The organism is Nocardiopsis lucentensis DSM 44048, assembly GCF_000341125.1.
Lineage (GTDB): Bacteria > Actinomycetota > Actinomycetes > Streptosporangiales > Streptosporangiaceae > Nocardiopsis > Nocardiopsis lucentensis.
Genome location: NZ_ANBC01000077.1, coordinates 1 through 20013 on the forward strand (window position 1 = coordinate 1; position 20013 = coordinate 20013).

Consider the following 20013-nt stretch of genomic DNA (forward strand, 5'->3'; position numbering starts at 1 on the left):
CGCGTGGCCGCCCTCGACCCCGATCTTCCCGTCTCCGACCTGGTCAACGCGGTCCTCACCCAGGTGGGGCTGCGTGAGCGCGGCAGGGCCAAGTTCGGCGACCGGGCCCAGGAGATGTACTTCACGCCCGACGGCCTGGAGCAGTCCACCCGGCGGGTGGTGGCCGACTACCGCGCGGACCGGACCGCCGCCGCGGCCGACGCCGCTCCGGGCGGGGGGCGCGCGGGTGACCTGTGCTGCGGGATCGGGGCGGACCTGCTCGCCCTGGCCGCACGGGGCGTCCCGGTCGAGGGGGTGGACGCCGACCCGCTGACCGTCGCCGTGGCCCGCGCCAACATCGCCGCCCTCGGGTTGGCGGACCGCGCCCGGGTGCGCGAGGGGGACGTGACCGAGACGGCGCCCGGCGCCTACCCGCTGCTCTTCTGCGACCCCGCGCGGCGCGGCGGCCGGGGTCGGGTGTTCGACCCGGCGGCCTACTCGCCGCCGTGGGACGTGGCGACCGACCTGGCCCGGGGCTCGGCCGCCGCGTGCCTCAAGGCGGCGCCCGGCATCCCGCACGAGGTGCTCCCGCCCGACGCCGCCGCCGAGTGGATCTCCGTGGACGGCGAACTGAAGGAGGCGGCGCTGTGGTTCGGCGACCTCGCCGACGGCCCCCGGCGCCGCGCGACGGTCCTGCACGAGCGGCCCGGGTTGCGCGCCGCCGAGGGGGAGATGGCACACCTGGACGAGGTCCCCGGGCTCGGCCCCGCGCCCGTGGCTCCCGCGCGCCGCTACCTCTACGACCCCGACCCCGCCGTCGTGCGCTCGCACCTGGTGGCCGAGGCGGGCGCCCGCGTGGACGGCGCGCTGCTGGACGAGCGGATCGCCTACCTCACCTCCGACCGGGCGGTGGTCTCCCCCCTCTGGCGGGTCCTGGAGGTCACCGACGTCCTGCCGTTCTCGCTGAAGAGGCTGCGCTCGGCGCTGCGCGCACGCGACGCGGGGACGGTCACGATCAAGAAACGCGGTTCCGCCGTCGACACCGAGAAGCTGCGCAAGGATCTACGCGCCTCCGGGTCCGAGGCGGTCACGGTGGTGCTGACCAGGATCGGAGAGCGCCCCTACAGCCTGCTGTGCAGGGAGGTCGCCGGTCCCGGGCGCGCCTGAACCGCCCCGGGAGGGCGGCCCGGTGACGGAGCGGGGACCATATCGTTACCTTCCGCGCGCGGTTCTTCGCCGGACCCCTGGGGTGACGGGGGCGCCGGTCGTTAGACTGTCGACCGCTGATTGCTTTCCCTTCTCATGGACTCCCCCGGAAGGCCGTGGTTGATTGACCGGCGCGCGGTTCAGGCGACGGAACCCCCATGCCTCGCGCGTATACGCTCAGTCACACTTGCGTCACGTTAAGGCGTTATCACCGCGCGGCGCCACGCGCCCGGGGACCATCGAGAACCCGACCGCCCGGAACCACCGTCCCTTCCTCCGGGCCCGGACGGGAGCGCCAGAACCAAAAGGAGCACCTCGGTGGAACAGACCAATCACAACTTCCTCACTGGGGGGAGCAGCCAGGCCGGGATCTCCGACCGGATGCGCGACCTGCTCTCCCAGGCCGCCCAGGAGCACGTCTCCGAGCAGAAGAGCCAGGGGGCGGTGAGCGAGGAGATGCGCCAGCGGCTGGAGGGCATGGAGTGGCTCCTGCGCGAACTGCGCGAGCAGGAGCTCACCGGCCTCTCCGAGGCGGTCACCGCGGTCAACGGTCGGATCGACGGCTTCCTGGAGCGCCCGCCGGAGTGGGCCGAGACCCTCGCCGAGCACATCGAGCTGGTCGGTCAGCAGGTCAAGCCCCTGGCCGACATGCCGTCGCTGCGCGCCGACACGCACCGCCTCGCCGGGCACATGGACACCGCGCTCACCCGCCTCCAGCGGATGGCCGAGACCGGCAACCGCACCGCGGAGAAGGTCGACGACCTCGGTGAGAAGCTCGCCGGCCTCAGCGAGAAGGTCGAGGCCCGCCTGGACGCCCTGGACACCGCGCTGGCCTCGCTCACGGAGCGGACCGAGGCCGTGGAGGCCTCGCTCACCGCGCTGGACTCGACCCTGGCCGAGCGGCACGAGGCCAGCGAGTCGACCCTCACCGAGCGGCACGAGGCGCTGGCCACGGCCCTGGCCGAGGGTCGCACGGAGATCACCGAGGCCCTCACGTCCGGCCGGGCCGAGATCAACGAGGCCATCACCGCCGGCCGCACCGACCTGTCCGAGGCGGTCGCCTCCGGCCGCGAGGCGATCGTCACCGCCGTCACCGAGGCCCGCGAGGCCCAGGCCAAGGCGGGGGCCGAGCTCGGTGAGAAGCTCACCGCCAAGGTGACGGAGTCCGCCGAGGAGGTCCGGTCGGCGTTCTCCGAGAAGAACGAGGAGCTGCTCACCAAGCTCCAGGAGAACACCGGCGAACTCGGCGAGCGCACCACCTCCCTCGCCGAGGAGCTGACCGCCCTGGCGACCTCCGCCAAGGAGCGGCACGAGGCGCTGACCACGAAGGTCACCGACAGCATCGGCTACCTGAGCACCCAGGCCGAGGAGAACCACGCCGAGGCCAACGCCGCCATCGCGGACGTGACCGGGGCCGTGGCCAAGCTGCGGGAGAACCACGAGTCCTCCCTCACCGACCTGCGGTCCCACCTGCGCCAGCGCCTCACCGAGCTCAACGAGCAGCTGGAGCTGGGCCGCACCGAGGACCGCGAGCGGGACGAGGCGGCCGCCGAGGCGCTGCGCGAGTCCGTCAACGAGCGCACCGACGCCCTCAAGGCGCAGGTCGCCGAGGACGCCGAGAGGGTCGCCGCCGACCTGGCCGAGCTGCGGACGTTCGTCGAGGAGACGACGGCCAAGGCCGCCACCGACAGCACCGAGCGGCACCAGACCCTCTCCGACACGCTCACCGAGCAGACCGAGGCGCACCGCACGGCGCTCGACGAGAAGCTGGAGCGCCAGCGCGAGGCCCTCACCGGCAAGGTGGACAACCACCTGTCACAGATCACCGGCAAGGTCGACCACGAGCTCGGCCGCCTCACCGACCGCTTCGACACCTTCGAGGGACACTTCGAGGGGAGCTTCGAGGGCATCGAGGGCAAGATCGACGGCGTCGACGGGCGCATCGACGGCCTGAACGGCCGCCTGGACGGCCTGGACGGCCGGGTGAACGGCGTCGAGGGCCAGTTCGAGGGGGTCAGCGGGCACTTCGAGGGGGTCGACGGCCGGATGGAGGCCATCGACGACCGCCTGGAGGCGCTCAACCAGCGGCTCAACCAGCTGCCGCAGTCCATGGAGGTCAGCGAGCTGCACCGCCGCCTGACCGAGCTGGTCGACCGGCCGCAGGTGGACCACACGGACAAGCTGGAGGAGATCGACTCGCACGTCACCTCCGCCGTCGAGCCGGTGCTGCGCGAGCTCAAGCAGCGCCCGGACCGGCACGAGTTCGAGGAGACCGTCACCGAGGCGGTGGAGAACTCGCACGACGACATGACCAAGCGCCTCGCCTCCCTGGAGGAGACGATGCTCGCCCTGGCCGAGGCGCTGCTGCGCCCGGGCCGCGACGGCAAGAAGAAGCGCCGCCGCGACGACGACGAGGACGACGAGTAGCGAGCCGGGGGCGCACGCCCCCGAGCGCCGACCCACGGGAGGGCGCCGGACCGCGCGCGGTCCGGCGCCCTCCGGCGTCCGTCGGGGTGACTAGCCCAGGACGTCACCGGAGCGCAGCAGCGGCGGGTACAGCTCCGTGGCGCCGCCGAAGCGGTAGAGCGCGGCGGGTCTGCCCGCCTCGGCCGTGCGGCGCTCCCCCGTGGGCTCGACGAACCCCGCCGTCCGCAGGACCTTGCGCCGGAAGTTGCTGGGGTCCAGAGCGGTGCCCCAGATCACCTCGTACACCCGGCGCAGGTCGCTGATGGTGAAGGGTTCGCGGCAAAAGTCCGCGGCCACGGTGGTGTACTCCAGCCGGGAGCGCGCCTCCTCGACGGCGTCGGACAGGATCCGGCCGTGGTCGAAGGACAGGCCGTACCCCGGCGCCAGCGCCTCCTGCGTCGGCACCCACACAGCGTCGGCCGCGTCGGTGCCCGCGACCGGGTCGGGCAGGTCCGGACCCAGCGCCAGGTAGGCCACGGTGATGACCCGGCCCCGCGGGTCCCGGTCGGGGTCACCGTAGGCCCGCAGCTGGGCCAGACGCAGCTCACGCCCGTCGACCCCGGTCTCCTCGGACAGCTCGCGCAGCGCCGCCGCGTCCAGGTCCTCGTCGGGGCGCACGTACCCGCCCGGCAGCGCGCTGTCCCCCATGAACGGCTCCTTGCCCCGCTTCACGAGCAGCACGTGGAGGGCGTCGTCACGCACGGTGAAGATGACGAGGTCGACGGTCACGGATACCGGCGTCCGGGGAGTATCGGGCACGACTGCGGAGTTCATCCCCTCAACCTACTAAAGGTCCACTTGACCAAAAACATCCGCGGCCTTAGAGTCAAGGTGACCAAAAAATCCCCTGTGACGCCGCCACGGGTCGCGCGAAGGGAGCACGCGTTGACGGAGTTCGTCCTCGGAGTCACCAGCTCGCTCGCCGCGACCGCGGCCACCGTGGCACTCGGCTCGCTCCTGTCCCAGCGGGCCCGGTGGTGGCTGCTGGCGGCGGTCTCCCGGCTCAGCGGGCTCGGGGTGCTCAGGGTGCACAGGCACCAGGACGGCGCGAAGGCGGCGCTCGCCGAGGAGATCGGCCGGGCGCGCTGGCTTCGCGTCATGGTCGGGCGGGGCAACGAACTCACCCGGGACGGTTTCACGCCGCTGTGGACCGGCGGAGGACGGCCGCCGGAACACGTCCGGGTGCTCCTGCCCGACCCCGGCTCCCCCGCGCCCAGCGGTTCCTCCGAGTCCCGGGGGAACTGGCTGGCGCGGCGGGAGCGGGAGCTCCGGGAGGTCGATCCGGGCTTCGGCCCCGGGCTGCTCGCCGAGCAGGTCTGGGCCAACTTCCACTACCTGGCCGAGGCCACACGGGAGAGCGACACCCAGATCCGGTTCTACGACCTTCCGAACCTCTACCGGATCGTCGCCACCGACAGAATCGCCTTCATCACGCTCTACCAGAACGCCGAACACGGACGTCACTCGCCGTGTATCGTCGCGCACCGATCGGGCCGGCTGTACGACTTCGCCCTACGCATCCTCGACACCGCCTGGGACTCCGCACGGGTTCCCGACGGCACTCCTTCCCTGGACTCCTGACGGCCCCGGGGCCGCAGCCCGCGACCGGGAGGGACACGCGGCGCGGACGCCTCGTCCGCCCTCTCCCCTCGTTCCCAGCCACGCGGCACCGGCCGCCGACGGACTCGGCCGGCCGGTGTTCGAAGGAGCTTCACCGTGAGCCAACCAGAACCCCGACAGAACGGACGCGGCAGCGTCCAAGCGGTGCCCCCGTCGTTCGTGGAGGCGGCGGCGGGCAACCCCGAGTACGACTCCACCGCCCGGCTGTGCGCCGCGGCCTGGACCGACCGCTACTTCCGGGACGCCGTGCTGAGGGAGTGCGCCGACCGGCCGCACCGGACCCCGGCCCGCGAACCCGGGCTGGACGCCGGGCGGGTCGTCCGCGAGTGCCTGCGGGCCCGCAACGTCCGCGCGGCCGCGGGCGCCTGCTTCCTCGGCTTCGCCCTCGTGCTCTGCCTGTTCAACATCGCCGCCGTGCTGACCGTTCTGACCCTGGCGGTGGCCCTGGAGGCCTGGGCGCGGTACCGGCGCAACCGCGACCTCAGGCACATGCTGATGACCCTGGGCGGCCGGGGACTCCCCGGCCTCAGCCGCCCGAGCTACCTGCCCTGGGTCATCGGCGTGATCGCCCTCCTGTTCCTGCCTATGCTGTTCGGTGGCCTGCTCGTCGGCTTGGGCACGGACTACTCCGGCTCCTTCGACGGCTTCGAGGGCTCCCCCGAACCGGCGGCCGGGCCCGGCGTGGGCTCCCTGATCCCCTTCTGGTTCGGTCTGCTCATCCTGTTCACCGCCGCCGTCCTGAGCGGTTACGCGGTGCGCAACGCCACCAACACCGCGCTCCGGTCGATCAGGAAGGACGCGGGCGCCCCCTGGCGGGGCAGCGGGGTGGGTACGGTTCCGGTGGCCTTCTACACCGGCGCCATGCCCTTCGTGGGCGCCGGTCTGCGCTTCGACTCCTGGCCGGTCCTGCTCAAGCTCCTCCCCGGCCAGGAGGACCGGTCGGCCCGACGGGGCAACGGTCAGCGGCCGGGCCCCGGCGCCGACCAGCCCGCGGGGCGGCTCGTCGCCGCGGGGAGCGGAACCGACGGCGAGCCCGCGCTAAAGGAGCCCACGCTCACCGGCGCGGCCCTCGTGGAACGCCTCTACGCCGAGCTGCGCGAGCAGCTGCCCAAACTCAGCGGCACCGAGGGGGAGCACAGCAGCACCCGGCGCGAGGTCGAGTTGGCCGACTGCGTGTTCCTCCCCGGCGTGCGTCAGGACAGGGTGGAGGACCTGATCCCCAACATGATCACCGCCGACGGGGAGCGGGGGACCCTGCGGCGGGAGTGGGTCAGCGGCTTCGTCAACGTCTTCCACGAGCGCGCCCGGCACTTCCTGGAGATCGGGATCAGCACCTGGGAGAGCCAGGTCGTGGTGACGGCCTTCGTGCGGCTGTCCACCCAGGGCGGCCTGCTGCACGTCGAGGGCGAGACGATGGTCATGCCGCCGGTCGACGACGAACACCGGATGCCCGCCGGAGCGCTTCCCACCGGGACCGACCCCGGGGACACGGTCACCCTGGTCGTCGAATCGGCCCGAAACGTCCTGCCGCAGTTGAGGAGCAACCTCACCGAGAGCTGGTCCTGGCTCAGGTCCTGGAGCGCGGTGCGCAGGAACAACCGGGAGCACACCTGGGCCAGGAAGAACGACGAGTTCTTCGACTACGCGCCGAGTTTCGGCATCCGGCAGCTGGGGGCCGCGCCGCAGATCGAGCAGCTGTTCCAGGAGCACGATCTGCACCGCATCACGCGGGCGATCCCGGAGAAGGTGCTGATCTGCGTCCGGGACGTGCTCCAGGAGGCGGGATACGACACCGAGCAGGTCGCCAGGATCATCCAGAACATCAGCAACGACTACGGCAACCACTTCCACGGGGACACGAACTTCTCGGGCAACCCGGTGTTCCAGTCGGGCAAGAACAACCAGAACACCTCGTCGGATTCCGGCACGGAGAAGGCCGGATAGCCCGGTCAGCGGCCCACGGCACTTCCAGGACTCAAGAGGAACACCATGACCGGCGACAACTACGGCAACCACTTCCTGGGGAACACGACGTTCTCCGGCAACCCCGTCTTCCAGACCGGCGAGAACAACCACAACCACCAGACTCCGGCACGGACCGAGCACGCGACACGGACCCCGGCCCGCGCGGAGGACCACCGGGCGGACGCGGTGGTGATCACCGCGATCAGCAGCGAGTACACGGCCGTGGCCCGGCACCTCTCCGGCCCCGTCGGCGAGGTCAACGCACGCGGAACCCTGTTCCGCACCGGCACGCTGCGGGGGGCGCGCCGGACCCTGCGGATCGCCCTGGCCGAGATCGGCCCGGGCGCCGTCGGCACGGGCGTGCACGTGGAACGGGCGCTGACCACCTTCGATCCCGCCGTCCTGCTGTTCGTCGGCGTCGCGGGCGGGCTCAAGGAGGACGTGCGCCTCGGCGACGTCGTGGTGGCCGACGCCATCTACGACTACGAGACCGGCAAGGACGGGGAGGACGACTTCCGGCCCCGGGCCAAGACCGCCGCGCCCTCCCACGACGCCGTGCAACGGGCCCGGGACGTGGCCGCGCGCGGGGAATGGCAGCGGCGGGCGCTGTCCAGCCCCCTGCCGGACCCGCCCCGGGCGTTCGTCAAGCCCGTCGCCGCGGGCAGCACGGTGGTCGCGCACGAGCGCTCGCGCACCGCCGAGCGGCTGCGGCGCTACTGCGGCGACGCCCTGGCGGTGGAGATGGAGGGGTACGGGTTCCTGCACGGCGCGTACCTGACCTTCGGCACCCACGCGCTGGTGATCCGCGGGATCTCGGACATGCTCAGCGGCAAGACCCCCGGATCCGACGACCTGTGGCAGCCCATCGCGGCCGCCCACGCGGCGGCCTTCGCCTGCGCGTTCCTGGACCTGTTCGACCCGGGGAGGTAGGGGCCGGGGCGGCGGCGCGGAGCCGCCGCCCCGGACACACCCGGCCCCGGTGAGAATCGACGCCCTGCTCCGGCGGCGCCCCACGGGAGGAAGACATGGCGGCGGGCTGCGGCAGTACCTGCGACGAGAACACGGGCTACCACGGCCCGGGGTGCCCCAACCACCCGAATCCCCCGCCCCCGCCGAGCTTCACGGGAGGAAGCGGCGGCGGAGGTGGCGGCGGGGCGGGGTGCCTGCTCGTCCTCTGCGTGGTGGGCTTCCTGGTCGTGTACCTCGGCTGGTGAACCCCGGTCTGAGGGGCTTCCGACCGGGCTCCGTCAGCGCGATCCGCGCCCGCCAGTGTCTCCAGGCAGGGAAAGGACAAAGTCACTGGTCAGGACGAACATCGGATGCCGGGTTCAACCAGACCACAAACAAGTATCAGCAGCCACCCACTTTGACCGGCCGCACTCAACGCGAGATCGTCGGTGATTGTGTCTCACCTGACCTGTCCAGATGTGGCCACGGTCTCCCCGCTCCAACTGGCTGGCAGCGCGTCTCAGCTCGTCCCTGGAGAGCTATAGTGTCGCCGACGTTTGGCATTCAGGACATTACCCCCTTTTCCGTGTGGGTGTGCATGTAGACGCTGCCGACTGTGGCGGCTCCATGACGTCTGAGTGTGGAAGTCCTTCTTGCGAAGCCCTAGAGAGAATCCCAGGAGAGATCATGACAGTCGGCATGGACGCCAGCGAGGCCTATGCGGGCGGAGACGCATCCCTCACCGCCGCCTCCAGACTCCGCGACCTCGCCGAGGACTGGGCTGACGCCGTCGACGCGGCCAAGGCCACCATGAACCAGTCGCCAGCCGTGACCGGGTGGGGTTCGTTTGGGACCGAACAAGAGACGCACATGCAGGATGTTCAGGAGCATGCTCGGGCTCTTGCCACAAACATCCAGGCCGCTGCGTCGGAGGGCGAACAGACCGACAATGAGGCCGCTGGAGAGTACCGCTCATCGTCGAGTGCCCCCATTCTCGACCGTGCGGTCAACGGCTAGTATTTCTAGTCCCATTACCCCTGACCCCCACCACAGCCGAAGGAAGCATCCATGCCCGAGGGCAGCTATCAGATCTCCATCAAAGAGTGCGACGTCAGTGTGTCCGTGCTGCAGCACCAGCGGGATAAATTCGACGAGATGTACTCGAACATCTGCGGAAAATCCGCCAGCTACAACGCAATCGCCAACACGACGGCAACAGAATTCTCCGATCTGATCTCGGCGGACATCAGCTCAGCGGCGAGCGAGAACGAGACGGCATGGGGAAGCGCTCTCGGAGCTTGCATTCACGCTTCGGGAGTGATCGCAGAATACGCCCTGGCCGTCCAATCCTACAATAATCGCACCGAAGAGATCCAAGGGGATTTCGACACTGCCATATCGGCAGCGGACAGTGAAGATGATAAAGAGGCCGCGGTCGAACTGTATCAGGGGCAAGCGGACGAGGCGTGGAGCACACTGGAGGGCAAAGCCACAGAAGTGTCCGACATGCTGGCGGACGGCCCAACCCCCGAACACATCCGCACCCTCACGGAAGCAGGACACATCGGCAGTGTCCCTGGCGGGCTGATGTACGTCATTACAGGTGATGAACAGTACTTCGCTGTCACACCTGACATGGACGGGTCCGAAATCGGCGAGACCATCCAGCTTGCTGCCGAGGGCAACGAAGCGGCCCTGGAAAGGCTCGATGAGAGCCTCGCGCTGATGAACGCCTTCATGGCGTATCTCGCACGGAAGCAGGAGAGCGGGGGCCAGCTCACAGAGCGTGAACTGGAGATCCTGAACGATCTGAACGCTCACCTGAATGACAAGGACGCGTCAGAGTCAAGCGGCCAGGGCGCGAGCTCGGGTTACAACCTTGATGCTCAGGAGGATGAGTTCTTCGAATCGATCGAAGCGATCCGTGAGAGCGAGCACCTGTCAGAAGAACAAAGAGAACAACTGACGGCGGTGATTGGAGGATCTGTTCTGACCGCCTCCGACGAGCGGATGGGAGGCAGCTACGAAAACTTGCCCGAGATTGTGAGGGAAACGGTTGGCGGACCAAGGATCCACAGCCCCACTTCGGAGTTGAGCGGCGGATTCTCACCAGACTGGGCGGGTGACTTCGAAACCCTTACAGAACTGTTTGACACCGCTAACCAGGCGACCAAGGACGAGACCGGCCATCCGCTCCAAGGCGGCACAGAGTTGTCGGCTCATCTCATTGGAACCGTCGCGGGTGCCGTCGAGAGCACGGACACCGGAGGGGCCGAAGAAGAGACGCTACGAACCATGTTGGAAATCGCCACCCAGAACACGGATGCCAACTATACGATCTTGACCGGGGAGTACCCTGACAGAGAATATTACCCAGGCGAAGACGAATTTGACATTAATCGCCACTATCAGCACCCAGTGGAGTTCGTTGGCCCTGGTTCGCAATCAGGAACCGATCAAGCAGCACTTGTTGCAGCCCTTCTCAGCCATGACTGGGACTATGGAGGCCAGTCCGTCCGGGGATTGACGGATTGGATCGCCGAAGAGGGAAATTCAAGTGATGATGCCATCAAGGAGCGAGCCGACCGAGCATTCGAAGGGTTGATTAACATCATCAACGACCCTGAAGCCCAAGAAATGCTATCTAGGACCGACTATGACGTAGAAGTAGAAGGCGGAGGCCCTGATGGGGGAGACTTTACTTGGAAGGATGCACCGATGGGGCTTTTGAATCCCCAGATCTCGGATAGCTTTGCTGGAATATTCGAAACCTATATTGACGAATTTGCCGACACAAGCATCATGACCGGGGACTCAAGTGTCGACAACGACATAGAGACCGAATACAGCCCGGAAGGTGGTCTGGTAATTAACCTGGACGACCGAAGCTCTTTCACCAGCTTGATTTCCGGCGATGGGGATGCCATGGGGCGCATTTTTGAAGCCGCCCAAGACTACACACAAGACAGCGTATACGAGTACTTTACTGATCCAGATGCAGCAGAAACCAAAGATCCAGCCAGATCAGCCGGACTCCTGTGGAACTCGATTGGATTCGGCATGGCCGATGCCGTACAGACTCGTTTTGAAAGTCACGATAACTCAATTTTTGACCAGAATCAGTCGATGGGTTACGCCGTTGATATGATGGCAGCAGGAATCCCTGACGGACGTGTTGCTGAGCCACTAAAGGTGTTCCTCAAGGAGATGTTCTCGGAAGATGAGTTGAATGCTGAGGTCAGTCTACCGGACCCAGGTCAGATGACTGACAATATCTCAGCTCGACTTGATGAAACACTCAGGGATGCCGCCCTTGGGGCCTTCCATGACTCGACAGGGGAGGGTGGCACCAACAGTACCAGCGACGCCATTCCCGATGAAATGATTGATGAAAATGGAAACTTCATTAGGAATTGGAGCGAGTGGGACCTGGGCAGCCAAGAAACTCGCAACCTTAGAGACAGTACCTGGCAGGACGTCCAGGAACAGAACACGCCGATGCCCTCAGAAGATTCCACCATGAATACGCACTTCAACGATTTCATGGGTGCAATGAACAACGCCATGCGCGTTTCGAGCGATTGAGCGACACTAGAAGAATGAATAAGACGAGTCCGATTGCAGCGTTTCTTCTGCTGCCCTTGTTGTCTTCATGTTCCGTGTTTTCCGGGTGGGGAGAACCAGAAATTGATCATGTCTCCCTCCCCAGTCCTGCCGAACCCCTCGATATCCCGGAAAATGTAAGTTCTGTTGGTTGGACCTGGGAGGCCCCAGATGAGACGAGTGTCGTTCACGTCAGCCCCATTCCATACGGCCTTTCTGTATCCGTTTCCGACGGAATCGTTGCGGTGAGTGGAGACGCCGGCGAAGAACTCTGGAGGTACAGGCGCCCTGGTGAAGATGTAACGAGCACGAGTGTCACACCAGACGGGGAAACAATTGCCGTATCCTACCGTTCTGAAGAGGGAAGTGGAGAAGAATCCGGATCTTCTTCTCCCCATGAAGTGGTGCTTCTTGACTCTTCCACTGGAGAGATCAGGGGAACCCACGTTGCAGAGTTCGTCACCATGGACATCATTACAGATGACATCCGGTCGTTCAGATCAGTGGACGAACGGATAGGTGTCGTGTCCAACAATTCTCGATTCATCTACCGAGAAAATGACGATGGCGGAAAAGATGTCGTGTCTCTCGATCTAGAAAGTGGCGAAGAACTCTGGAGTATATCTCCGACCCCAACCGACGGGAACGAAGATAGTGTTTTCGTTCCCAGAGATGCTGTCGTCTCACGCGACGTTCTGATCCTGTCCACCACTTTTATGGACCGGAGTGTCGAATCTGCCGCCGATTTGGATCAGCGCCAAGATCACACGATCGCCTTGATTGGGATCGACACCGAAACCGGGTCTGAAACATGGCGTCATGAACTTGAAGTGGAAGCCCCCATAGAGGCTCAGCCATTTCGGCTTGGAGTTGAACAGAGTTCAGGCATGCTGACAGCAGTTGCCCGCGGCAACGATTACCATGGTGAATGGATACTCGACCCGACAACCGGAGAAACTCTCACAGATGAGGTTTTCTTCGCTGAAGACAAAAACACGGTCGTTGGAATTCTGGAAGAAGCTATCGTGAATGTGCGAGAAATTTCTGACGGAGATGAGTACGAATATTCCTATGTCAGCCTAGCCGGTGAGGTCCAGCAGACCGCAACCGTGAATGCACCTCTGGAGCGCTGGGAGGATAGCTTCATTTTGACACTCGAGGATTCAATCGCATGGCTCGATGTTAACGAGACGGGTTCTTCATCTTGGGGCCAGGCACAGCTGGTGATCACTGATTGGAATAATGAGGAATCTCGTGTCATCGATTTGGGAGTCGAGGTGCAACGACGCCCAAACAATGATGGATCAATGGGGAATTATGCTCCGATCCCCACTCCAGTAGACATGACTCTTGCGCCCGGCGCCCTAGTGATCGCAGAGGACCTGATGGCAGCCAACGGGGAATCCCGTCGTCTAGTCGGTCTTGTTCCCTAGAAAACGTCGGGACCTGCGGAGGTTTGGGCTGACGACGTGAGCGATGACAAATCCGGAACCCCAGTGGTGTTACCCGTGCCCACCAGTGGAATGAGATTTTAGACGTCGAGATGACTTCCGACAGGCAACGGCCAGGGCACCCCTCCCTCATGCCCCGGCCTGCCCTTTCCCCTGGTCAGGCGGCGGGGCGGGGGTGCGGCACCCGCCCACGCACCCCCTCCCCACGCGGGTCCACCACCGCCCACACCGTGAGCGGGCTCCCCGGCCGCCCGAACCACCCCCACGCCCGCGACAGCTCCTCCACCAGGCGCAGCCCGAGCCCGTCTCCCCCGAACCCACCGCCGCCCACGCCACCCGCCCCGCCCACGCACGGCACCGACGGCTCCCCGGCCCCGCCGCCCACCACCCCGTCGTCGGTCACCGCGATCCGGAACAGGCCCCCGTGCCGCTCCATCTCGACCCGCACCCGCCCGAACGGCCGCCCCGACGCCGTGTGCCGCAGCGCGTTCGTGTGCAGCTCCGACAGCACCACCAGCAGCGCATACGCCCGGTCGTAGCTCAGCCCCGACCCATGCCAGCACCACTGCCGCGCGGTCCCCACCTGCCCCGGCAACGGCCCGAAGCTCGCCATCCGCACGCCCGGCCGCCCCGGCGGGATCCGCCTCGGCAACCCGTCGATCCCCCGCGCCTCACCCGGCTCCCCCATCGCCTACTCCCCTTCGGCCCGTTCCTCACCGTCTGGAAGCAGGCTCCCAACGGGCCGCGGACTTGGCCTCCTCGCATGGAGTTTTCGCGAAAGTCCACCCACCCCGATGGAGTTTTTGCGAAACTCCATCGGGTGAGGAATGAGAATGGTAGGCCCCCTTTGTCCTTTTCCGATATGCAAGCATCGAGCATGGCCAAGGTGAGCACGGACATCCGGGAACGGTGGGGCGGCGTCCTCCAGCAGCGGCGCGAGGCCCTGGGCATGACCCAGGAGAGGCTGGGCAGAGCGCTCGGTGTCAAGGGAACGGCCGTGTCCAACCTCGAACGCGGACGCACCTCGCCGACGGCGGAGGTCCTGGCGACGCTGGACGAGGTGCTCGGGACCGGCGACGAGCTGACCACCCTGTGGGACGACCTCGTCAAGGAGGGCAAGATCCCCTGGCTGGGTCAGATGGAGGAGTTGGAGCAGAAGGCCGCCTCCATCCTGGACTGCCACCCCTTCCTGGTGCCGTCCCTCCTCCAGACCTCCGCCTACGCGACCGCGGTCATGCGGGCGGTCACTCCCTGGGAGCCGCGCGCCACGACCGACTCCCGTGTGCGCGACCGCATCGCTCGCGGCGAGCGTTTCCAGAACGCGCAGACCCCGGTGATGATGGTGGTGATCGGTCGCGCGGTCCTGCTGGACCCGATCGACGAGGGGCCGATCATGCGCGAGCAGCTGGAGCGCGTCCACTCTCTCGCGTCGAGTGAGCGGATAACCTTGCAGATCACGAACGAGCCCCTGAACCCGGGGCTGGTGGGGCCATTCAAGGTGCTTGATCCGGCGCCGGAGCGGGAGATCGTCTACGTGGAGTCGGCCTACAAGGGCCAGTTCATCGACGATCCCTCCGCCGTGGCAGAGTTCAAGATGCGGTTCCACCGGCTGCAAGCGGCAGCGATGCNNNNTTCCGTCATGAGTGACGCCCAGTGGCACAAGAGCACCTACAGCGGGGGCTCGCACCAGGACTGCGTGGAGGTCGCCGAGGGCGCGTCCGAAACCCTGGTTCGGGACACCCGGCACCGCGAGCACGGGCACCTCGGCTTCAGCAACCCCGCCTGGACCGGCTTCCTCTCCTCCATCAAGAGCGGCCGCTGACCCCAGACTGACGACCCTCGTTCCGCACCGGGAACGGGGGTCTTTCTGTGCCTCATGACTGATTCAACCCACATATCCCACATATGGTTTTTTCCCCTCACACCCCACCCGATCTGGGAAAACACCACCTCCCCGAATTTTTTCTTCATTACTTCCCCGTAGCCCGCCCACAACCCCACCCCATCCCCTAATCTCGTTCCCGACAACCGCATACGAAGACCCCGCGACGCTTAGTGAGCGCCCGGGGTCGTGGCCAGCAACTCAAACCTTTTAGACCAAGGATTGCCAGCGTGCTCCATCTTATCGCTGCCCTCCTGGCCCCCGTCGTGGGCTCAGTGCAGGGCCTCCTCGCCTCCCCGCGCGGCCGCCACGCGGCGCGCCGCCACCGCTCCACCCGGGTCCGCCGCTACGCACCGCCTCCGGCGCCCGCCCCCACCCCGGAACCCGTTTCGACCAGCGCGTCCGTCGCGCAGCGCCCGCGACGCACCACCGCTCCGGCGCCCCGCCTCGCTCCCCCGTCACGGCACGTCCCCGCCGACGACGTCGCCCTCGTGCGCCCCTACTACGCCGCCCACGAGCGGGACCGCGCACGGACCAGCGCCAGCACCGCGAAGAACCCCGCGCCTCGAATCCCCCAGCCGCGCGTCCCCGAGGGCGACCTCCTCGCCCCGCCGCTGTCCCCCTCCCCCGGTGAGTTCGACGAACTCGCCGCCCTCGTCCGCACCTGGCAGCAGCGGCAGGACCGGCGAGGGAACCGCGAGGGGGTGACGGTGGCATGACCGCACCGCACGTCTTCTGGGAGCACCGCGTCTACACCGGCGAGTTCCACGAACTCTCCCGGGTCCGCTCCGACCTGGCCCGCGACCTGGACGGCTTCGACCCCGACCTGGTCGACACCCTCCGGCTCTGCCTGTCCGAGCTGTTCGCCAACACCCTCAGGTACACCGACTCCGGCACCGCCTACGGCGAGGTCATCCGCACCCTGTCCATGCCGGACCCGGCCACCCTCCGGCTGTCGGTCAGCGACTCCGGGGGCGGCGGGGGCGTCCCGCGCGTCCCCGCCGAGCGCACCCGCGACGAGTGGGACTGGTCGGAGGGCCAACGCGGGCTCCTCCTGGTCGAGAACCTGTCCACGAACTGGGGGCACTTCCCGCTCGGCCCCTGGGGCGACCTGGGCACCAACGTGTGGGCGGAGTTCGGTCTCGACCCGGCCACCGTGCCCGCCGGTCTGCGACCCTTCGTCTTCACCACCGACTGACACCCTGACGTTCTGCGCGGCGAAGCCGCCCCGCTTTTCGGGAGCAGGTCCGAAAAGCGGGGCGGTCGTCAGAGGCGATCACTCGGATCGCCCGGCACCCTGAGCGCTACGCGCAGAGCTTGTCGTCGAGATCCCTCTGCCGCTTCGCGATGATCAGGTCCGGCGTGGTGTCGTGCAGCAGGCGGTCGGCCGTGCCGTCGATGTGAAAGCCGGGGGAGAAGAAGAACCGGGGGCCTGCCGGGTTCGCCAGACGCCAGTTGTCCGCGCTCATCCGCTGTTGCATCCGCTCGAACCGGTGGTCGAAGAGCTCGAACACCGGCTGGACCCGTACCGTCCGCCGGATGGGGGTGGCGTCCAGCCACACCTCGGTGCAGGGCTCGATGAGCATGGCCCGGAGCCGGCTGACGTCATGGGCGGCCCCCCAGGACCACGAGTGGTCCCGGCTCTTGGTCTTCGTGGTGCTGAAGATGTCGTCGGCCACCGTCTTGGAGATGGAGAACCCGGTGCTGGTGGACACGTCGAAGGCCGTCGCGTAGGCGACGGTCAGCTCGTAGTAGTCGTCGCCCGTTCCCCGGTTCTGGTGCACGGCGGTGATCCGCCGTGTGAACCCGGGGTGGTCCCACGCGCCGAGCACGGGGAAGTGGCACTGGCCCCGCACGGTCTCCCAGGGACCGCGCGGAGCGAATTCCCCGTTCCGACGGACGTAGTCGCGCTTGGGCAGGAACTCGCCGGTCTCGTTGTTGAACGCCCCCTGGACCCGTTTGCCCGGACCGAACGCGCAGAGGTCGCCCAGCAGGCCGTCGACCTCGAACGACTCCTGGTCCTTGAGGTTGATCGCCCCGGGGATCGGGGCGTCCTCCGTCTCCGGGGCCTCCTCCGAGAGGTCCACCAACGCCGGTTGTTCGGGCATCCCCGCCATCGGCGGCATCTGCATCTGCGAGCCCCCGCCCCCGCCGCCCGGATGCTGCGGCGTGGCGGGGCTCTGCGGCCTCGGCGGCTGTCCGCCGTGCCCGGGGGTCCAGTCGACGGGGTCCTGCGCGTACGCCGCCGGGCTGACGATGGCCTGTCCACCCAGAACCACGACCGCGGACAGGGTGACCGCCGCCGCTCTGGTGAGGAACGCTCCCCGCTTGCGTTTTTCCCGTCTCATGGACTCCTCCGCATCATCGACCCGATAACGCCTCAGCTCCACAGGGCGCGATGTCCGGAAAATGACGTGAATCGATCATCCGAAAAGAGAACATGCGCGGAACCCTGGGACCTTAGAGGCGGTCAACGGCAGATTAACTCCTTACCTGCCGGAAGCGTCCACGACGCGCCCAGCGAACCGAAGAGTCGGATTCTTCCCAAGCACCCCGTTCACGGTCGACTCGGGACCGGGGAGGGGGAATCCCGCATCACCCATAGAGACCTTTTACCGCAATAACCAAAATAAGCAACAAAAGGAGCGAAACATCAGATCCGCGACATCCCCCGCCCCGAACCGCCGGGCCGGGACGCGACTCCACACGGGAACACCCCCGCGCACGGCGACGCCCCCGTCGGAACGGTCGTCCGGCGGGGGCGTCGGCAGCGGTCGGCGGGCGGCTCACACGGCCAGCGGGGACTCCACCGGCAGGGAGGTGTCCGTGGCCAGCTCCAGCGTCGAGGCGGGCAGCCCGGCCGCCACCACCTCGGCGCCGAGCGCCGCGATCATCGCGCCGTTGTCGGTGCACAGGCGCGGGCGCGGCACCCGCAGTTCGATCCCGGCCTCCCGGCAGCGCTCCTCGGCCAGGGCGCGCAGCGCCGAGTTGGCCGCCACGCCCCCGCTGATCACGAGGGTGCTCACACCGTGCTCCACGCACGCGTCCACGGCCTTGCGGGTGAGCACGTCCACCACCGACTCCTGGAAGGCGGCGGCGATGTCGGCGACCACCAGCGGCTGACCGGCGCGCTCGGCGTCCTCCACGTGCCGGGCCACGGCCGTCTTCAGGCCGGAGAAGGAGAAGTCGTAGGTCCCGTCGCCCCACTTGCCGCGCGGGAAGCGGATGCCTCGCGGGTTGCCCGTCCGGGCGGCCCTGTCGATCGGCGGCCCGCCCGGGTAGGGCAGCTCCAGCAGGCGCGCCACCTTGTCGTAGGCCTCACCGGCGGCGTCGTCCACGGTGTCGCCCAGCGAGACCACGTCGGTGGCCAGGTCGTTGACCAGCAGCAGCGACGTGTGGCCGCCCGACACCAGCAACGCGACGGCGGGCTTGGGCAGCGGCCCGTGCTCCAGCTGGTCCACCGCCACGTGGCCGACCAGGTGGTTGACCCCGTACAGCGGCTTGTCCAGGGCCATCGCGTAGGCCTTGGCCGCGGACACCCCGACGAGCAGGGCTCCGGCCAGGCCGGGACCGGCGGTGACCGCGATCGCGTCCACGTCCGACAGCTTCACGCCCGCGGAGTCCAGGGCGCGCTGGACGGTCGGGGTCATCGCCTCCAGGTGCGCGCGGCTGGCCACCTCGGGGACCACGCCGCCGAACCGCGCGTGCTGGTCGACGCTGGAGGCCACCTCGTCGCCGAGCAGTTCACAGCCGCGCACGAGACCGACGCCGGTCTCGTCGCACGACGTCTCGATCCCAAGGATCAACGGATGGTCGCTCACGGGTTCCCCTCCCCACCGGACCCCTGTCCGGGCCGGGCCGTGCGGCGCATGACGATCGCGTCGGCCCCGTTGTAGTAGCCGCGCCGGACACCGATCTGCGTGAAGCCGAAGTCGGCGTACAGCTTCTGCGCGCGCGGATTGTCGTCGCGCACCTCCAGGAAGACGTGGACGACGCCCTCGTGTTCGGCCCGGTCGAGCAGCGCGGTGAGCAGCGCCCGGCCGATCCCGTGCCCCCACACCGGCTGGGCCACGGCCATGGTCTGGACGTCACCCTCCGGCGGCACCGAGCGCAGGCCCGCGTAGCCCACGACCCGGTCGCCCGACTCGGCCACGACGTAGTGGCGCGAGGGCTGGGTGAGCTCGTCGCGGAACATGCCCTCGGTCCACGCGTCCTCGGGGAACAGTGCCCGTTCCAGGTCCATGGCCGCCGGGAGGTCCTCGACGGTCATCGGGCGCAGGCGCACCCCGTTCGCCCCGGCCGCCCCGCTCACTTCACCCACTGCCGGACCTTCTTCGGCGCGCCGGGGGCCACGGCGTCGGGACGCCGCAGGTAGAGGGGGGTGGGGTCGGGCAGATTCTCGCCCCGGTGCAGGCGCAGCAGCGCCAGTTCGACCATGGCGGCGGCGTCCGGGTGCAGCGGCTCCGGGGCCGCGGCCGCGTCGCCGAGGACGTCGGCGTACATGGCGGCGCCGTGGCCGACCAGGGGCAGGCCCCCGGTGTCGACCTCGGCGGGCCGGTCGACGCGCACCTCGCCCACGCGTGTGAGGTGGTCGTCGTAGCGGGCCCAGAACACCTCCTTGCGGCGGGCGTCCGTCATCGCGACGAAGGGTTCCGTGCGCCCCGTGGCGAACGCGAGCGCGTCCAGCGTGGTGACACCGTGGCAGGGCACGCCGAGGGCGTCGGACAGGGCGTGGGCGGTGGACAGGCCGACCCGCAGCCCGGTGTAGGGGCCGGGGCCGATCCCGACGGCGACGCCGTCGAGGTCGCCGAGTCCGACCCCCGCCTCCTCGGTGAGGCGGCGGATGGTCGGGCTGAGCAGTTCACCGTGGCGGCGGGCGTCCACGGACGAGGC

18 protein-coding genes are annotated in these 20013 nt (G+C 67.9%); 12 read left to right on the forward strand and 6 right to left on the reverse strand.

Going from position 1 to position 20013, the window contains the following annotated elements; all coding sequences use genetic code 11:
- Both D471_RS0102285 and D471_RS0102290 read left to right on the forward strand, forming a co-directional pair.
- Positions 1-1146: class I SAM-dependent methyltransferase (locus D471_RS0102285; RefSeq protein WP_017597128.1), on the forward strand; the 1146-nt coding region annotated here is incomplete at its 5' end.
- A gap of 357 nt (positions 1147-1503) precedes the next feature.
- A complete protein-coding gene (locus D471_RS0102290) occupies positions 1504-3612 on the forward strand; it encodes a hypothetical protein (protein WP_017597129.1) in 2109 nt (702 codons plus the stop codon).
- A 90-nt stretch (positions 3613-3702) separates the two neighbouring features.
- Here D471_RS0102290 and D471_RS0102295 read toward each other — a convergent pair whose 3' ends face one another.
- Positions 3703-4380 carry an NUDIX hydrolase gene (locus tag D471_RS0102295; protein WP_017597130.1) on the reverse strand — a complete coding sequence of 226 codons (678 nt, stop codon included), beginning with the start codon at positions 4378-4380 and terminating at the stop codon, positions 3703-3705.
- Positions 4381-4536: 156 nt separating this feature from the next.
- Between D471_RS0102295 and D471_RS32670 the strand changes: the two genes are divergently transcribed.
- The 7 genes from D471_RS32670 (at position 4537) to D471_RS39290 (ending at position 13220) form a co-directional block, all read left to right on the forward strand.
- On the forward strand, positions 4537-5232 hold the full coding sequence (locus tag D471_RS32670; RefSeq protein WP_017597131.1) for a hypothetical protein: 696 nt from the start codon (positions 4537-4539) through the stop codon (positions 5230-5232).
- A gap of 135 nt (positions 5233-5367) precedes the next feature.
- Positions 5368-7215 carry a hypothetical protein gene (locus D471_RS0102305; protein ID WP_152486196.1) on the forward strand — a complete coding sequence of 616 codons (1848 nt, stop codon included), beginning with the start codon at positions 5368-5370 and terminating at the stop codon, positions 7213-7215.
- A 45-nt stretch (positions 7216-7260) separates the two neighbouring features.
- Entirely contained in the window at positions 7261-8166 is a 906-nt protein-coding gene (locus D471_RS0102310; RefSeq protein ID WP_017597133.1) for a 5'-methylthioadenosine/S-adenosylhomocysteine nucleosidase family protein, read from the forward strand.
- 95 nt (positions 8167-8261) lie between these two features.
- The gene (locus D471_RS0102315) at positions 8262-8450 is read left to right on the forward strand and encodes a hypothetical protein (RefSeq protein WP_017597134.1); all 189 of its coding nucleotides are present in this window, start codon (positions 8262-8264) and stop codon (positions 8448-8450) included.
- Between the two features lie 421 nt (positions 8451-8871).
- A complete protein-coding gene (locus D471_RS32675) occupies positions 8872-9201 on the forward strand; it encodes a hypothetical protein (protein ID WP_017597135.1) in 330 nt (109 codons plus the stop codon).
- A 51-nt stretch (positions 9202-9252) separates the two neighbouring features.
- Positions 9253-11769, forward strand: a complete 2517-nt coding sequence (locus tag D471_RS0102325) for a TPR repeat region-containing protein (RefSeq protein WP_017597136.1) — start codon at positions 9253-9255, stop codon at positions 11767-11769.
- Positions 11770-11783: 14 nt separating this feature from the next.
- Positions 11784-13220, forward strand: a complete 1437-nt coding sequence (locus tag D471_RS39290) for an outer membrane protein assembly factor BamB family protein (RefSeq protein WP_152486197.1) — start codon at positions 11784-11786, stop codon at positions 13218-13220.
- Between the two features lie 175 nt (positions 13221-13395).
- Here the strand turns inward: D471_RS39290 and D471_RS32680 are convergent, their stop codons facing one another.
- Positions 13396-13926 (reverse strand): ATP-binding protein, encoded by a 531-nt coding sequence (locus tag D471_RS32680; RefSeq protein WP_017597137.1) that lies wholly within the window; start codon positions 13924-13926, stop codon positions 13396-13398.
- A 189-nt stretch (positions 13927-14115) separates the two neighbouring features.
- Here D471_RS32680 and D471_RS32685 point away from each other — a divergent pair, with 189 nt between their 5' ends.
- From D471_RS32685 to D471_RS0102345, 3 genes are all read left to right on the forward strand, one after another.
- Positions 14116-15060 (forward strand): Scr1 family TA system antitoxin-like transcriptional regulator, encoded by a 945-nt coding sequence (locus tag D471_RS32685; RefSeq protein WP_161630077.1) that lies wholly within the window; start codon positions 14116-14118, stop codon positions 15058-15060.
- Positions 15061-15350: 290 nt separating this feature from the next.
- Positions 15351-15839, forward strand: coding sequence for a hypothetical protein (locus tag D471_RS32690; protein ID WP_017597138.1), 489 nt, complete (start codon positions 15351-15353; stop codon positions 15837-15839).
- Positions 15836-16318, forward strand: coding sequence for an ATP-binding protein (locus D471_RS0102345; RefSeq protein WP_017597139.1), 483 nt, complete (start codon positions 15836-15838; stop codon positions 16316-16318). Before D471_RS32690 ends, D471_RS0102345 begins: the two co-directional genes overlap by 4 nt.
- A gap of 106 nt (positions 16319-16424) precedes the next feature.
- Here D471_RS0102345 and D471_RS0102350 read toward each other — a convergent pair whose 3' ends face one another.
- From D471_RS0102350 to tsaB, 4 genes are all read right to left on the reverse strand, one after another.
- Complete coding sequence (locus D471_RS0102350) at positions 16425-17468, reverse strand: hypothetical protein (protein WP_017597140.1); 1044 nt, start codon at positions 17466-17468, stop codon at positions 16425-16427.
- A gap of 438 nt (positions 17469-17906) precedes the next feature.
- On the reverse strand, positions 17907-18941 hold the full coding sequence (gene tsaD / locus D471_RS0102355; protein WP_017597141.1) for a tRNA (adenosine(37)-N6)-threonylcarbamoyltransferase complex transferase subunit TsaD: 1035 nt from the start codon (positions 18939-18941) through the stop codon (positions 17907-17909).
- Complete coding sequence (rimI, locus tag D471_RS0102360) at positions 18938-19390, reverse strand: ribosomal protein S18-alanine N-acetyltransferase (RefSeq protein ID WP_051059099.1); 453 nt, start codon at positions 19388-19390, stop codon at positions 18938-18940. Before rimI ends, tsaD begins: the two co-directional genes overlap by 4 nt.
- Before the next feature lie 38 nt (positions 19391-19428).
- Positions 19429-20013, reverse strand: a 585-nt coding sequence (gene tsaB / locus D471_RS0102365; RefSeq protein WP_017597143.1) for a tRNA (adenosine(37)-N6)-threonylcarbamoyltransferase complex dimerization subunit type 1 TsaB, incomplete at its 5' end; no start/stop codon positions are given.

Bases quoted from the DNA above. Each gene is read 5' to 3' on its own strand.
- D471_RS0102310 (WP_017597133.1), top strand. From the start codon at position 7,261: ATGACCGGCGACAACTACGGCAACCACTTCCTGGGGAACACGACGTTC.
- D471_RS0102315 (WP_017597134.1), top strand. From the start codon at position 8,262: ATGGCGGCGGGCTGCGGCAGTACCTGCGACGAGAACACGGGCTACCAC.
- D471_RS32675 (WP_017597135.1), top strand. From the start codon at position 8,872: ATGACAGTCGGCATGGACGCCAGCGAGGCCTATGCGGGCGGAGACGCA.
- D471_RS0102325 (WP_017597136.1), top strand. From the start codon at position 9,253: ATGCCCGAGGGCAGCTATCAGATCTCCATCAAAGAGTGCGACGTCAGT.
- D471_RS39290 (WP_152486197.1), top strand. From the start codon at position 11,784: ATGAATAAGACGAGTCCGATTGCAGCGTTTCTTCTGCTGCCCTTGTTG.
- D471_RS32680 (WP_017597137.1), bottom strand. From the start codon at position 13,926: ATGGGGGAGCCGGGTGAGGCGCGGGGGATCGACGGGTTGCCGAGGCGG.
- D471_RS0102345 (WP_017597139.1), top strand. From the start codon at position 15,836: ATGACCGCACCGCACGTCTTCTGGGAGCACCGCGTCTACACCGGCGAG.
- D471_RS0102350 (WP_017597140.1), bottom strand. From the start codon at position 17,468: ATGAGACGGGAAAAACGCAAGCGGGGAGCGTTCCTCACCAGAGCGGCG.
- rimI (WP_051059099.1), bottom strand. From the start codon at position 19,390: ATGACCGTCGAGGACCTCCCGGCGGCCATGGACCTGGAACGGGCACTG.